The sequence below is a fragment of the Ralstonia edaphi genome (assembly GCF_958350185.1).
Lineage (GTDB): Bacteria > Pseudomonadota > Gammaproteobacteria > Burkholderiales > Burkholderiaceae > Ralstonia > Ralstonia edaphi.
In genome coordinates, this window is sequence record NZ_CATWHI010000001.1 from 508612 (window position 1) to 522715 (window position 14104).

The window sequence follows — 14104 nt, forward strand, 5'->3', positions numbered from 1 at the left end:
CACACGGGGAAGTGCGGTGATCGGGCCCGCAAGGTTTTTGCCGCCTTGCGGGCGCCGATCAACCGACCGTCGCCTCGAACACGCGCCGGTAGTTGCCGCCCAGGATCTGGCCAACTTCCACTGACGTGAATCCCGCCTTCAGCAATGCCGTGGCCAGCGCCGGCAACTGCGTATAGCTGGTGAACACCGGCGGCCGGATGAAACCCAACATGTCAGTGCCCAGCCCCACGTGCGCCACGCCCACCACATCAGCCATGCGCTTGATGCCCAGCGCCATGGCATCGAGGCTGGGAAAATCCGCCGCATTGGGCCACACGCCAATCACGCCGCCGGTGTCCGCCACCGCGCGTGCATGGTCGGCGGAAATCAACCGGCTGCGCGGCCTGGGCGACCCTGACAACGCCGTATGCGACAGCACCAGCGGTTTGGTGGTCGTCGCTGCCGCTCGCTTGACGAGGTCGTACGTGCCGTGCGCTACGTCCACCACAATGCCCCGCGCGTTGCAGCGGCGCACCACGTCTGCGCCGAAATCGGTCAGGCCACCATGCACCGGCGGTTCGGTCTGAATATCGCCCAGTTCATTCACGCGGTAATGCGTCAGCTGCAGGTGCCGCAGACGGTGCTGCGTGTAGGCCTCGTCCACGCGTTCGATGCGGCCCTCCAGAAAGTCCGCACCTTCCGACGCGATGATGACGCTCGGCCCTTGTGTGCCCATGGCGGCCAGCGATGCGGCGTCGGTCACGACATGCAGTTGCTCGCGCTCGATCAGCCGCCGCGCGCGGGCAAATTCCGTCATGCCCACTTGATACAGCTCGCCTGGCTCCGGCGCGCGGAATGCCTCGAAACGGTTGCCGCCAGCGCCCACGTGCACGACCGTGGTGTCGGTCACGATGGCCAGGCAGATGACATTCATGCCTCCAGCGCGCATCGGCTCGGCCGCCGGCAAAAACGGCCGATTGGCGCCGATCTTGGGGTCGCGGGAGATGATGACGCGCCCGGCATGGGAATGCATGTCGATGGTGAGCGCGCCGGGTGGCGGCGTCCACCTGGAAGACGCGTCTGACGGCGCATCCGTGTAGTTGGCAAAGCGGCCCGGTGCACACGCCGCCAAGCCCATCGCGGCACCTGCGGCCAGGAACACGCGGCGGCTGACGCGCGGTGATCCGGCAACAGGTTGCCCCGGCGCGGTCGACGCATCCACCAATTGATAGCGCCAGCCCGCGGGGTCGTCCTGCAAACGCATCAACCGGCCGCGGACGCGCGTCACGTCCCCCACCGGCATCGGCTGCGCTGCAAGGACTTCGACGCTGGTGGCCGGGTTGCGCGACACGCAACCGCCGCAGCACGGCGTTTCGGCACTCAGCAGGAAGTAGTCGGCGGACTGCGCCGCGGCGTCCAGCGGCATCGCCCAGCCTTCCATGTCGACGACCGTGTCGTGCAGCGCGTCAGCCTCGCGCGTGGCGATGAGGGACCAATCGATGAGCATGCACACTCCGCAAAATTGAGCTGCGGTATTGTGCGCGCGATGGGCTCATCGCTCTATCGGCGTTGGTTACACGGTCCTACACCGCGAGACGCTCGCCGCAGCCGAAACGCGGGGCCCACCGGCGCCATTTGCGCTACGCTTACGGCCTTTCGCCCGACCGGGCCTTCATCGCCTCTTGCGTCACCTCATGCCCGCCCTGCAACACGTCGACCTCCGCACGGATCCCGCCGCCCGCCCCTTCGTCAAGGACGAGACTGTCCACGTCGACTTTGCCGCCGAAGCCGGCGAGCTGATGAGCCTGGAAGGCCCGAACCGCTACGCCCCCGGCGATGCGCTGATCACCGGTTCAACGGGCGACCGCTGGGTGGTCTCGCGCGAGCGTTTCGATGCGAAATACGTTCCCGCCGATGCATCGCTCGCGCATGGTCAGGCTGGCGCCTACCGCAACCGACCGAGCGTGGTGCTGGCCAAGCAGATGCGTGAAGCGTTCTCGATGGCGCGCTCCGAGGCCGGCGACGTGCTGCATGGCCAGGCCGGCGACTGGGTGCTCCAATACGCCCCCGGCGACTACGGCGTCGTGCAGGCGCAGCGCTTCGCCAAGGTCTACCGCCCGGCCTGAAGCGCTACTGCGCCGTCTGCTGCCGCTCGATTTCGTGATGCTTCATCTGCAGGTAATCCTGCCGTTCCACTTCATGCAGCTGGCGCGGGTACTGCTCGGTGGCGTTGAACCACGTGTTCAGCCGCTGCTGCACGCGCTTGTCCGGCGGCGCAGACAGCGACTTCAGATAGGCGTCGATCGCGAGGTAGTAGCGCATCGTGTTGCGCTCGAGCAGGCCCCGCACGCCGCCCACATATTCGGGCTCGCCGCCCGATGAGGATTCCGCCGTCTTGGTAAAACCGACCTTGCCGCTGCCCACGGTGGCGAGGTACGTGCGCATCGCCAGTCGACCGGCCGTTCCATAGCCGTACGCGTAGGTCAGGTGCAGGAAGGTGTGGTTGCCGGCGCCAGGGGCGGGAATGGCCTCCAGCATGATGTGGTAGTCCCGGGTGCTGAGCGGGCCGGAAGCCGCGCTGAGTTCCACGCGAAAGTAATCCGCATTGCTGACGACAGGGTGGTAGCCGAACTCGAGGCGGTAGCTGCTGGAAAGCGAGTCCTCCACCTTGCGGCCCAAATTCACGTTCAACACGCTGCTCTCCGTGCCCTGCGTGGCATGGCAGTACTTGATGTTCAGATGCAGGATCAGCACGTCGCACCAGTTGGCAGCGCCGCGCTCGGGGTCGCCCAATGCGCTCCTGACGGTGGCAAACGGGTAGTCGAGCACGCTATAGATGTCGCTCTTGAGCCGTTCGGGCGCTTCGGTGGATTCCAGGACCAGCGGGCGGTGGAACGCGTTGTCAGCCAACTGCGGCGCCACGGTCTGGTATTTGTCGCGCAGCGCTTGCGCGTTGTCCGCCGCACGCGCGGGGACGCTGAGGCACAGGCCTGCCATCAAAGCACTCAGGGCAAGCAGACCTGACCAGGCGGAATGTCGATGGGGGGTCATAGGCATGGCGTTCTCGTGGAATCGTTCTTCATTCTAGGAGGCGCGGATGCACATGCCGTCGCAACAAATGGTCCTGCGAAGGCACATCGGTCATGCGGCGTTCTGTCATCACGGCTGCCAAGGCATGCGCCGATGCGGCTCGGTAAAATGAGCGCTTCTCCGCCTCGTGCTTCCCGGCACCTTCGGCACCATGCCCTCGCCACTCGTCGCCATTCGCGAACGCATCGCCAATCAGATCCGCGGCCTGACGCGCGCCACCGGCAGCCTCACCCTCGACATTGCCTCGCCGCCCGGCGACCCGGGTCTGTTCGGCCCCGACGCGGTCTGCTGGAAAGTGCACGCCGATTTCCCGGCGATGATGGCCGGCGGCATCAGCGCATTGTTGTTGCAGGCGCTGCACCCACGAGCGCTGGCCGGCGTGTGGGATCACTCCAACTTTCGTGAAGACCTGCAGGGGCGCCTGGGCCGCACCGCGCAGTTCGTGGCCGGCACCACGTACGGCAGCCGGCAAGATGCGCTGGCGCTCATCGAGCGGGTGAAGACCATCCACGACCGCGTGCAGGGCATCGCGCCCGATGGCCGGCCGTATTCCGCCAACGACCCCGACCTGCTCACCTGGGTGCACGTGGCCGAGATGTCGAGCTTCCTGGCGGGCTATCTGCGCTATGTGGATGGCAGCCTGAGCGGCGCCCAGCAGGACCGTTACTTTGAAGAGACCGCGCTGGTGGCCGAGATGCTCGGCGCGCGCGACGTGCCGAAATCGCGCGCGGCGGTCCAGACCTATCTGAATGCGATGCGCGCCGAGCTGGTGGCCAGCGACCGCACGCGCGCGGTGGTGGAAGTCTTGATGACGTGGCAGGCGCCGCGCCCGGGGTTGCGCCCGGCGGTACGCCTCTTTCTGGACGCCGGCATCCAGTTGCTGCCGCCGTGGGCCATCCAGATGCTCGATCTCAAGCGGCCACCGCTGCAGGCGGCATTGGCATCGGCGGCCATGCGGACCGTGGCACCGACGCTGCGCTGGGCGCTGCATGACGGCAGCGTGGCACGCCGCGCTCGTCGGCGCGCGCTGGCGCCTGCCACGAGCTAGCCCACTTAGCTTTTACTCGATGGCTTCGGCAAGTGACACCTTGCCGCGCAGCGCCTTCTCTTCCAGCCGCACGATCAGCAGCGGCGAAATCACCGACACCGCAGCGGCAAAGAAAAACAGATGCCGGAACGCGCTCTCGCCTGCGCGTTGCAACGCCTGGGCGTCGGCACCGCTGCTGGCAAGTGCCGCGTGGAAAAGGTCCATCAGCACGTCGCCGCCGGCCGCCACCTGCGCTTCGGGCGCAGCCTGACGCAGCAGCGCAATCAGCACGGACGTCAGCACCGCTACACCCACAGCGCCGCCCAGCAGGCGCGAGAACGCCGTCAGCGCCGTGGCCAGGCCCACCGTCTGCGGCGGCACCGCGTTTTGCGTGGCGACCAGGCCAGTCGGAAACTGCACGCCAATTGCCAGGCCCAGCACGATCATCGCCAAGGTCAGCGCCAACACGCTGTGCGGGTCCAGCAAACCCAGCGATGCCACAGCAAACGGCACCACGCATGCGCCGCCCACCATCAGCGGCTTATAGCGGCCGCTGTGCGTCATCCACTTGCCGGCGATGAAGGCGCCGAGCGGAATCGACAGCGTCAGCGGCACGAGGCGCAGCGCCGCGGCGTCGGGGCTGGCACCGGCCACCATCTGGAAACGCAGCGGCATCAGCACCGAAGTGGCGATCAGCTGGAAGAAGCACAGGAACAGCGCCAGGCAGCAGATCGTGACCGTGCGCACCCGGAACATCGACAGCGGAATGATGGGTTCGACGGCGCGGTTTTCCTGCCAGACAAAGGCGCCGAGCAACACCACGGCCCCGGCCAGCAGGCCGAGGTTGTCGGGCTGCGTGAGCGGCGTGCCCTGCCCCACCCGGGTGATCATCAGCAAGAGCGCAGTCAGCCCCGCGGCAAAAAGCACCACGCCCGGCACGTCGATGGGGCGACGCTGATGCGCCACCGGCAGATGCCGCAGCGTGCGGCGCACGACGAGCAGCGCGACGATGCCCAGCGGCAGGTTGATCCAGAAGATCCAGCGCCACGACAGGTAATGGGTGAGATAGCCGCCGATCACCGGCCCGGCGAGGCTGGCCATGGCCCACATGCCGCTCACGTAGCCCTGGTAGCGGCCGCGCTCGCGCAGCGGCACCACATCGGCAATCGTCGCCTGCGACACCGAGATCAGACCGCCTCCACCCAGGCCCTGCAGCACGCGCGCAAACAGCAGCATCGGCATGCTGGTCGCCAGCGCACACGCCACCGATGCCAGCACAAACAGCACGATGGCCGTTGTCAGCATGGCGCGGCGGCCGTAGAGGTCGCTCAACTTGCCGTAGATGGGCGTGACGACGGTAGACGCCACCAGATACGCCGACACCAGCCACGCCATCAGCGCAAAGCCGTTGAATTCGCCGGCGATCACGGGCAGCGCCACCGCAACGATGGTCTGCTCCAGCGCGCCCAGCAAAATGGCGAGCATCAGCCCGCCCATCACCGCCATCACCGGAATGTCGGCCACCGGTAGCGCGTCCAACGGGCTGGGTGCCGACGCGATGGGCGCAGTGGGCGTGTCTGGCTTGGGCGGTTCAATGCTGGGGCGGGAGGACATGGGAATGTGCGCGAATGCCGCTCGGAGCACGCGCGCCAATGGGAGAAGCGAAGCCGTTGATGATACTGCCGATTCGCATTCGTTGCAGAGTCAACGATCGGGTTGGCGGACGATGTCCTCGTAGCACCGGCTGACGTTTGCCGTCATGTCCGGCAGCTCCTCGGCCAGGAATTCGATGAACGCGCGCACGGCCGGCACCAGCCCGCGGCGTGACGGAAACACCGCGTGAAACTGGTGCACCGGCAAGCGGTATTCCGGCAGCAGGACGACGAGCCGGCCATCGCGCACCGGCTCCGCGCACAGGTTGAACGGAAGCTGCGCAACGCCAATGCCGGCCAGTGCCGTCTGCCCCATCAGGTAGAGGTCGTCCGTCACCAGCGCGGGGGTGTATTCGATATCGACCGCGCCGCCTTCAGGCGCAGTCAGGCGCCAGCGCGTCCGCTCTCCGGCCGCGCCGTCGACGCCCACGCCCATCACGCCGCGCATCGATTCGGGCGTTTCGAACGGGCCATGCTCGGCGACAAACGACGGGCTGGCCACCAGCACCTGGTCGCTCACGCCAAAGCTGCGCACGACGAGGTTGGAATCGTCCAGCGTCGAGCGCACGCGCAGCGCCACGTCGTAGCCGTCGCCGATCACGTCGACACGGCGGTTCGTCACGTCCAGTTCCAGCCGCACATCGGGTTGCGCGCGCAGGAATTTGGACAGCACGGGTGCGATAAACACGTGCGCCACGCCCACCGGGCAACTTACGCGCAGCCGACCCGAAGGCTTTTCGCTCGCGTGCTCGGCCACTTCGAAGGCGGCACGCGCGGCCTGCGTCATCGATTCGCAATGCGTGAAGAACGCCGAGCCCACGTCCGTGACATGCACCGCCCGCGTTGAGCGCTGCAGCAACCGCACCCCCAGGCGCGTTTCCAGATCGGCCACACGCCGGCTCACGCGCGATTTGGGAATCCCGAGCGCCCGGGCGGCGCCCGAAAAACTGCCGTGCGTCACCACACTGGCAAACAGGACGAGGTCGTTCAGGTCTTCCATGGCCGTTCTCCAAAGCACCGGCGCATTGTCTCACTCATAGAACGATGTGTGTCGATTCAACCCACTACTGGAACTCGCTGCATCGCACTATCTTTGCAGCAACCCACCTTTTTCTTGGAGAGACACCATGCAAGTCCTTCACATTGATTCGAGCATCCTCGGTGACGCCTCGGCCTCGCGCCTCCTGAGCGCCGCCATTGTTGACGAACTGCGCCGCGAAAACCCCAGCGCCACCGTCGTCCACCGCGACCTGTCGGTCGAAGCCATTCCTCACCTGGACGGCGCCATTGCCGCCGGCTTCCGCGCCACGGGCGCTGACGAATTCGACGACGCGACCCGCGCCGAGCATGCCCGCTCGGAAACGCTCGTGAATGAACTGCTCGCCAGCGACGTGATCGTGGTAGGCGCGCCGATGTACAACTTCTCGGTGCCGAGCCAGCTCAAGGCCTGGATCGACCGCGTGGCGCAGGCCGGCCGTACGTTCAAGTACACGGAAACCGGCCCCGTCGGCCTGGCCGGCGGCAAGAAGGTGATCGTTGCATCGACGCGCGGCGGCATGTACTCCGCCGGTCCGGCCTCCGCCATGGATTTCCAGGAGGCGTATCTGAAGACCGTGTTCGGCTTCTTCGGCATCACCGATGTGCAATTCGTGCGCGCCGAACGCCTGGCGATGGGCCCGGACGCCCGCGCACAGGCCCTCGAAGCCGCTCACGCCGCCATGCGCGACGTTGTCAGCCAGGCCGTGGCAGCCTGAGCGAGCACGGTTGCGGCGCAACGGGACGCGTCGCGCTCTGCCTCGCAGAATGCCAAACGGGCGCCCACAGCAGTGCGGCGCCCGTTTTCGTTTTCAATCAGTGCGAGAAGCAGATGGGATCGGCGCAGCGGGCCGATCGGCCGATCACTCTTCGCGGTGTTCGCGCGCTTCGTGCATCGCTTCGAGCACACGGCGCGTGCGCAGCTTGCCCCACATGACCGGCACGACGATCGCGGTGGCGATCAGGCACGGTGCAGCCCAGGCGATGGTGGATTCCAGAATGTTGGCCATGATGCGTCCCCCCGATGTGTGTTGCCGACGCGCACGGTTGGGCGGTGCGCATCGCATGGTCCCCGCAGGGCTTTGCTGTCCCGGCTGGACCGAGACGCCCCGACATCTATATGAACGGCTATCGGCGCTGTGCGTTCAAACTTGAAGCCCAACGTTTGCCGTTTGTTGTATTTCCCGCCTATCTCGACGATCTGTCAATAGTGTGGCGATAAGTTCGTGGAACATTGTGGCGCTGTGCTGACAGTCGCGGAACAGGCCCGGTCTGCTCCACAGTCTGATCGCAAAGGTAACGGCAAATTACGGCCGCCACGGTGCGAGCGGGGTCCGCCTGAGGCCGGCCGCCGATCACCGGCTTGCGCGTCACAGTTTTGCTTACAAACGGTAAAGCGCGGTTGCGAAGCGTTTCCATACAGTGAGGCCAAGTCCAACGATCACCACGGAGCCTCATCATGAAACGCACCATCGCCCTGCTCATCCTTGCCGCTGCCGCGACCTCTGCGCTGAGTGCGTGCGTGGTGGTGCCGGCAGGCGGGTATTACGACCGCCCGCACTACTACCGCCCGTACTATCGCGGTTACTGATCTGCAGACCGCGCGGCGCGCAAGACATGCCCGCCACTCATGCCTTGCGCGCTTGCAGCATGCGGATGCGCGCGACGGCCTGGTGGTCGGTCGTGGCGGCGTCATATAAGCGCGCCAGGTCGGCCTTCAATGCCGTGCGCGAGCCGGCGTCCAGGTACACCATGTGCCCCGACGGATAAAACCCCGCCGAGAGGTTCTTGCGCACGCCCGCATCCAGCAACGGCATCGCCTTCAGGTCCAGCATGGTCTGGTAGAACGGTGTGACGAAGTCGTAATAGCCGTTGGCGGAAAACACCTTCAGATCCACGTTCAGGCTCATCGTCGCGGCGAGGTCGCCGGCGGTGTAGAGGGCGACGTTGCCGTTGGCATCGAGCCCCTTCTGCGCGCCGGTCGGGTCGGTATGGCGGAAATCCCAGTGACGGAAGGCTTGGTCGTTCAGATCCGTGAAGGCGGAGTTGGAGGTGAATTTCAGGTCGTCGTTCAGGTAGGTATTCCACATGGCCGTGTAGACGCCGGACACCGCCGTCATGGTCGGATCGTTGCCGCCGGAGTTCGGATCGACACTCGCTGCAATGCCGGTGTGGATGCCCGTGACGCGGCCGTCGTACGCTCCAAGCGACAAGCCCTTGTCGGCCAGCAGCGTGGTCAGGAACAGCGACGTGCCCGCCCCGTCATACGCGGCCACATCCAGCCGCCAGCCCTGCAGCGTTGCCGCATCGATGCCGGTATAGGCAGACAACGTTTTGAGCACCGCCGGATCGGCATGCGTGGGTTTAGCGAGCGCTTTTTCGTAATCGGTGCTCGCAAAGACGGCGGCGGCTTCGGCAAAGTCGCCCACGTCTGCGGGCAGCGAGCCGCCTTTGGGCGCAGTTGCACGCTTGTGAAACCACGCATCCGCTGCGCACGTCGGCAGGAGCCCCACGGGGTTGCCCGCCTGCGTGTAGTCGAGGATGGACGACTGCAGCGTGATGCCGTTCAGGTCGACCCCGTCTTCGTGCAGCACATACGAGAGCACGCAGGAACGCGCCGTGCCGTAAGACTCGCCAAACAGAAACTTGGGCGAATTCCATCGATCATTGGCCGTCAGCCAGCGCTTGATGAACTGCGCGATGCTGCGCGCGTCCTGATCCACACCCCAGAAATCCAGATTGCGCTTGGGCGCGATGGCCGTCGAATAGCCGGTGCCGACCGGGTTGATGAAGACGAGGTCGGAGCGATCGAGCAGGCTGTCGGGATTGTCTTCCATGCGATACGGCGCGGGCGGCGTGAAGGACGGCATCGCCGTCACGATGCGGCGCGGCGCAAACGAGCCGAGCAGCACAAACACTGCCGAAGACCCCGGCCCGCCGTTATAGAAAAACGTTACGGGCCGCGCCTGCGCGCCGCCTTCCGGAGCATCGGCCACAAAGGCCACATGGAACATCTTGGCCACCGGCTGCGAACTGCTCGGGTCGACCGTGACGAGGTGGCCGGCGTGCGCGGTGTAGGCGATGTCGCGTCCGCCGATGCGCACGGTGTGGTGCGTGATCGCCATGCCCTCGCTGGTGTCGGTCACGCTGTCGTCGGGGCCGTTGCCGTAGGCGGTGGGGTCGAAGAACGGCTGGTCGGTGCTGGTCATGCGTGCCTCGCTGCTAGAAAAGGTTCGCGATTGCGTCGCCCTTGGGGCTGCCCAGGCCGGTGCAGGCGTCCCAACCGGGCGCCGCGGCAAAGGTGCCGTTGTTGCCCTGCTTGATGTCGTTGAACGCGCCGGGGTTTTGATACAGCCGCGCGTGCAGATAACCCGCCGGGCGGCGCTTGATGGCGTTGATGCGCGCGATGAGCGCAGCCCACAGCGGCGCCGCAGCACTGGTGCCGCCCACGACGCCGGTCTCGCCATCCACGCGGACGACGTAGCCCGTCAGCGGGTCGGCATCGGCCGATACATCGGGCACGCCGCGCCGCGCCAGTGGCACACTCGCGCCCCGCGTCTGCTGGGCCGCCAAGCCTTGCTGCCAGCTGGGCAGCGCAAAGACGGCGCTCACCCCGCCGCCGCCCGCACCGCCCTGCGCGCCGTCGTTCCACACTGATTCCTCGGCGATGCGGTTTCCGTTGGCGCGCACGCTGGTGCCGCCGCATGCGAGCGCGTACGGGCTTGAGGCAGGAAAGTCGACGTGGTCCGCGCGATCGGGCAAGCCGTCGCTGGAGCCGCTGTCGCCCGAGGCCACACACACCGTCACGCCCATCGTCGCCGCGCTTTGCAGTGCAGCGTTCACGGCTTGCATGGCCTGAGGCGTCCAGGCGCTTTCAGGCGCGCCCCAACTGATGGACACCACCGATGGCCTCAGCTTGGTGTCATGAATGGCAGCGTTGATGGCCTGCACGAAGCCGGCATCGGTATTGACGGTGAAGTACACGGCCAGCGTGGCGCCCGGTGCCGCAGCGCCTGCCACCTCAAGATCGAGCATGACTTCGCCATCGGGACCGCTCGGGTCGCCCGTTGGCCGATTGGCGCCCTGCCCGACGGGCACGGCTGTCACCGTCGGCATCGGCACGCCCAGCTCCTGGAAGTACGCCCGTAGATCGTCTTCCCGATAGCCGCCGCCGAGTTCGATCAACGCAATGCACTGGCCCGCGCCGTCGCCCTCCGGAAAACCATAGAGCTGCGCGAGCTGCACCGGCGTGTACGACGCCGTAGGCGCTGCACGCGCGGGCCGGATGCCTCCGGGCTCGGTCGACCCGGTGGGCAGCGGCACGAAGCGGAAATGCGGCTCCGTCTGCGGGCGCGAGTCGAGCCCCAACACGGCAACAACCACGTCCTGCAAAGACTCTGGCAACCGCAGCGGGCCGGAACGCCCGCGGTATTCGCAATCGCCGTGGGCCACGCGGTGCAGGTGCGTATCGAAGGCCTTGCAGAACTGTTCGACGGAGCCTTCGAGCGTAACGGTGGCGGCGGCCACGTTCACCTCAGCCACCTGCAGGCCGTGTTCGCGGGCAAAGGCGCGGACGGCGTCGATGTCCTCGGTGGTTGCGCCAAACTGGGCCGCCCATTCTTCGCGGGTCAGCGGTGTGGGCGGCGGCGTCCCGGCGGCATGCGCGTGGGCAAATCCGGACAGGCGCGTATCCAGATCCGCCTCATTCGGGCGGCGCAATTGCACGAGCGCGTGGATCTGCTCCGCAGGGTGCGCATCGCCGAGGATGCGTGCGTCTTCAGGAATGGTGCGCTCGCTGCCGCGCAAGGGGTGCCGGACCATGGGCCATCTCCATGTAGGTAGGTGGCCCGTGCGTCGCAACCGGCGTGCCGAGGGTGCCCAGCGTGCCGGCAAGAAGCGGCGCCACCTCCAACCACGTTAGGCGAAGGCTTGCCCGCTTGATTTACAGGGCTCGTCAGTCGGCGAAATCGGCGCCGCCGGCCCCTTCTGCGGAATGCTGCGGCCTGCCTTCGGCAAAGGCACGGCGGATCAGTGCGCCGCATGCCGCGCTGCGCACATAGGCGCGGGGGCCCAGCGTCTCGCGTACGAGCATGCCGTAGTGCTGCTTGTCAGCGGTGATCCACGGATAGAAGCCGAAGGCGCCGGCCGAACTGAACGCGCCATCGCCGCCGGGCTGATCCTCGATCCAGTAGTTGAGCGCGTAATGCCACGGCAATGCGGCCGGCGTGCTGACGGCGGTCGGGCATGTGCCGGGCTCGGTGCAAACGGCATGCTGGCCGAGCATCTTGCCGAGCTGGTATTCGCCCCGGACGAGACGACGCAGGAACTGGCCGTAAGCCGCCGGCGTGGCGATCATTCCGCCGGCGGGTTCGGGGGCGAGATAGCGGATGCCGAGCGGTTGGCCGGCATCGCGCAGACCCGGCGCGTTGGCGAGTTGGCGGTCGAGATCGTTGTTGAGCGCCTCGGCATCGGCGCGGCCCAGACCAAGATCCATCAGCAGCTTCTGATCATGGCCGCCGTTGTAGCTGAAACGCCCGACGTGCCCCGGCGTGAAGGTGGCGTTGCGACCGCGCTCGAAGCAGCTTTGCACGGTGTCATTACGATTGCACAGCAGCGGATTGAGCCCGTCGTAGCCGGAGCGCATGGTGAGTGCGTCGATTTCTGCCGGTGTGGGCTTGCCGCGCGCCCGTTCGATCACGTAGGCGCCAAAGACCCATTTGGATGCCGACGCCAACCGGACCGTCTTGTTTGCGCCGATGCGTTGGCCCTGTTGTCCGTGCATCAGCTCGCCGTGGGCATCGCCGATTTCCCAGTAGTAGTCGCCCAGACGCTGACAACTGGCGGCATGCGCCAAGGTGGATTCCACAGCGGCACGGCGTGTTGCCAGACTCGGTGGGGCGGCCTGCGCGGCGGCCGTTGCCACCAACGCCGCCCATACCGCCAAAGCGGCACGCCGCCCTTGCCCGAACCCCGCGGACGCCCTGTTCTTCCGGGCGCGTCTTGCTTGCGTCATGTCGATGTCCTGCTCTTTCTCTGATGCCTTGCCAGCTCGGCGGCACTGTACCGCAGCACGCGTGGCATTTCGCTGTTTTACGCTCGGGCGCCTCTTGCCGTGCAGTCTTGCAACACGTCGCCCACGAACGCGCATGACTGTATCGGCCGCACCTTGCAGGCAGGTTGCGAGGGTGCCACGACATGCGTTTCAAACGTAAGCGTTTGCGTATCCATTAATCGTCTTGGAAAGTGATGAATATCACTTCATATTCGCACCCCCAATATGTCCTAAACCTCCCGTTTATGAGCCAAATGGACGATAAGAATCATGCCAAGGGGCGCTAGCGGTCTGCATAGCGTGTCCTAGAATGCAACCGAAGAATAGTAGATTTAAATAAAACTAAATACGCGGCAGCGGCGAGCTTTCGGGAGCGGCCATGGGAACAATCAAACGGGGAACAGCGAGCTTGACTGCTCGCCTGGGGTGGGAACGTCACCCTGCTAATTGGCAGGTGATTCCTACGCGTCGGCGCCTTTTTCAAACGCGGCTTCCGGCGACGCGCACCTCCACCGTCTTGCTGTGGCTGCTGGCCGTCTCGATTACCATAGGTGTCGGGCTGCTGCACCGGTTGTGGTAACGAAAAAAACATAAAGGAATTTTGTACGGGGAAGGTCGCAGCGCGAGAGCGAACCCGCAGTCAACTACCGAATTGACAGACCGTATAACGGCACCGAGGGATAGTCCGGCCCGCTTCACTGGGTCAAACGCATCCGGATGGATTCAACATCTGGAGCATCGTCATCCCTCCATTCGGCAACCACGCTCCTGCATGTGATCACTGCGCCGCGAAAGCGGCATGTGGGGCACGCCGCTCAATCGGCGCGTCTGATCAATGGGGGGAGCATCATGAACATTTCATTCACCGGCAAGACCTTCAGGTCCGTAGGCGACCTGTTCTTCCAAGCCATCGTCGACGGCAAGGTCGTGAGCTGTTTCGTCACGTCCGAAGCGCTGTCGCTCTGCGATTGCGCACATCAGAAGATCACGGCCGAAGAGGTCTATCGCAATTACCGCGACTGGATCGAACTGGCTGCATCGGACCTGATCCGCGCAGGCTCGCTCGCCCCGGTCATCGTGCGCGGCCGCGACCTGGCCGCCTCACGTGCCTCGCTGCCGCACGGCGGCGTGCCGGCCTACGATCTGGATCGCGCGCGTCAATTGCGCCTGGTCCCGCGCTCGTCGCGCTGATATCAGTCAGCGCTGGCGCAGCGGAACGTGCGGTCGGGGGGGCCGCACGTTCCGTGGGTGCCAAAGCCCGACGCACGC

The 14104-nt window shown here is 65.9% G+C and carries 13 protein-coding genes; 5 read left to right on the top strand and 8 right to left on the bottom strand.

The features are described 5' to 3' along the window. Window positions 1-58: 58 nt before the first annotated feature. Window positions 59-1486, bottom strand: coding sequence for a dipeptidase (locus tag R2669_RS02225; protein ID WP_316898301.1), 1428 nt, complete (start codon window positions 1484-1486; stop codon window positions 59-61). Window positions 1487-1673: 187 nt separating this feature from the next. Here R2669_RS02225 and R2669_RS02230 point away from each other — a divergent pair, with 187 nt between their 5' ends. Next, window positions 1674-2105: a PGDYG domain-containing protein gene (locus R2669_RS02230; RefSeq protein WP_178961963.1), complete on the top strand. Its 432-nt coding sequence runs from the start codon at window positions 1674-1676 to the stop codon at window positions 2103-2105. Window positions 2106-2109: 4 nt separating this feature from the next. On the opposite strand, the gene R2669_RS02235 is transcribed toward R2669_RS02230, so the two are convergent. Further along, the gene (locus R2669_RS02235) at window positions 2110-3036 is read right to left on the bottom strand and encodes a hypothetical protein (RefSeq protein ID WP_316891323.1); all 927 of its coding nucleotides are present in this window, start codon (window positions 3034-3036) and stop codon (window positions 2110-2112) included. 184 nt (window positions 3037-3220) lie between these two features. On the opposite strand from R2669_RS02235, the gene R2669_RS02240 reads away from it, so the two are divergent. Beyond that, on the top strand, window positions 3221-4117 hold the full coding sequence (locus tag R2669_RS02240; protein ID WP_316891324.1) for an oxygenase MpaB family protein: 897 nt from the start codon (window positions 3221-3223) through the stop codon (window positions 4115-4117). Between the two features lie 12 nt (window positions 4118-4129). Here the strand turns inward: R2669_RS02240 and R2669_RS02245 are convergent, their stop codons facing one another. Together R2669_RS02245 and R2669_RS02250 are read right to left on the bottom strand one after the other, a co-directional pair. After that, window positions 4130-5710, bottom strand: coding sequence for an MDR family MFS transporter (locus R2669_RS02245; RefSeq protein WP_147218294.1), 1581 nt, complete (start codon window positions 5708-5710; stop codon window positions 4130-4132). A 90-nt stretch (window positions 5711-5800) separates the two neighbouring features. Continuing rightward, window positions 5801-6748 carry a LysR family transcriptional regulator gene (locus tag R2669_RS02250; RefSeq protein ID WP_316898303.1) on the bottom strand — a complete coding sequence of 316 codons (948 nt, stop codon included), beginning with the start codon at window positions 6746-6748 and terminating at the stop codon, window positions 5801-5803. 127 nt (window positions 6749-6875) lie between these two features. Here R2669_RS02250 and R2669_RS02255 point away from each other — a divergent pair, with 127 nt between their 5' ends. Then, a complete protein-coding gene (locus R2669_RS02255; protein ID WP_316898305.1) occupies window positions 6876-7502 on the top strand; it encodes an FMN-dependent NADH-azoreductase in 627 nt (208 codons plus the stop codon). Between the two features lie 144 nt (window positions 7503-7646). Here R2669_RS02255 and R2669_RS02260 read toward each other — a convergent pair whose 3' ends face one another. After that, the gene (locus R2669_RS02260) at window positions 7647-7793 is read right to left on the bottom strand and encodes a hypothetical protein (RefSeq protein WP_186829360.1); all 147 of its coding nucleotides are present in this window, start codon (window positions 7791-7793) and stop codon (window positions 7647-7649) included. 449 nt (window positions 7794-8242) lie between these two features. Between R2669_RS02260 and R2669_RS02265 the strand changes: the two genes are divergently transcribed. Beyond that, window positions 8243-8374, top strand: a complete 132-nt coding sequence (locus R2669_RS02265) for a hypothetical protein (protein ID WP_260801500.1) — start codon at window positions 8243-8245, stop codon at window positions 8372-8374. Window positions 8375-8411: 37 nt separating this feature from the next. On the opposite strand, the gene R2669_RS02270 is transcribed toward R2669_RS02265, so the two are convergent. From R2669_RS02270 to R2669_RS02280, 3 genes are all read right to left on the bottom strand, one after another. Beyond that, complete coding sequence (locus R2669_RS02270) at window positions 8412-10082, bottom strand: S10 family peptidase (protein ID WP_316898307.1); 1671 nt, start codon at window positions 10080-10082, stop codon at window positions 8412-8414. Beyond that, window positions 10006-11604, bottom strand: coding sequence for a S53 family peptidase (locus R2669_RS02275; protein WP_316898309.1), 1599 nt, complete (start codon window positions 11602-11604; stop codon window positions 10006-10008). Before R2669_RS02275 ends, R2669_RS02270 begins: the two co-directional genes overlap by 77 nt. 133 nt (window positions 11605-11737) lie before the next feature. Beyond that, complete coding sequence (locus tag R2669_RS02280) at window positions 11738-12796, bottom strand: serine hydrolase family protein (protein ID WP_316891329.1); 1059 nt, start codon at window positions 12794-12796, stop codon at window positions 11738-11740. An 888-nt stretch (window positions 12797-13684) separates the two neighbouring features. Here R2669_RS02280 and R2669_RS02285 point away from each other — a divergent pair. After that, entirely contained in the window at window positions 13685-14026 is a 342-nt protein-coding gene (locus tag R2669_RS02285; protein WP_004627574.1) for a DUF1488 family protein, read from the top strand. Window positions 14027-14104: the final 78 nt, after the last annotated feature.

Bases quoted from the DNA above. Each gene is read 5' to 3' on its own strand.
- R2669_RS02225 (WP_316898301.1), bottom strand. From the start codon at position 1,486: ATGCTCATCGATTGGTCCCTCATCGCCACGCGCGAGGCTGACGCGCTG.
- R2669_RS02230 (WP_178961963.1), top strand. From the start codon at position 1,674: ATGCCCGCCCTGCAACACGTCGACCTCCGCACGGATCCCGCCGCCCGC.
- R2669_RS02235 (WP_316891323.1), bottom strand. From the start codon at position 3,036: ATGCCTATGACCCCCCATCGACATTCCGCCTGGTCAGGTCTGCTTGCC.
- R2669_RS02240 (WP_316891324.1), top strand. From the start codon at position 3,221: ATGCCCTCGCCACTCGTCGCCATTCGCGAACGCATCGCCAATCAGATC.
- R2669_RS02245 (WP_147218294.1), bottom strand. From the start codon at position 5,710: ATGTCCTCCCGCCCCAGCATTGAACCGCCCAAGCCAGACACGCCCACT.
- R2669_RS02250 (WP_316898303.1), bottom strand. From the start codon at position 6,748: ATGGAAGACCTGAACGACCTCGTCCTGTTTGCCAGTGTGGTGACGCAC.
- R2669_RS02255 (WP_316898305.1), top strand. From the start codon at position 6,876: ATGCAAGTCCTTCACATTGATTCGAGCATCCTCGGTGACGCCTCGGCC.
- R2669_RS02260 (WP_186829360.1), bottom strand. From the start codon at position 7,793: ATGGCCAACATTCTGGAATCCACCATCGCCTGGGCTGCACCGTGCCTG.
- R2669_RS02265 (WP_260801500.1), top strand. From the start codon at position 8,243: ATGAAACGCACCATCGCCCTGCTCATCCTTGCCGCTGCCGCGACCTCT.
- R2669_RS02275 (WP_316898309.1), bottom strand. From the start codon at position 11,604: ATGGTCCGGCACCCCTTGCGCGGCAGCGAGCGCACCATTCCTGAAGAC.
- R2669_RS02280 (WP_316891329.1), bottom strand. From the start codon at position 12,796: ATGACGCAAGCAAGACGCGCCCGGAAGAACAGGGCGTCCGCGGGGTTC.
- R2669_RS02285 (WP_004627574.1), top strand. From the start codon at position 13,685: ATGAACATTTCATTCACCGGCAAGACCTTCAGGTCCGTAGGCGACCTG.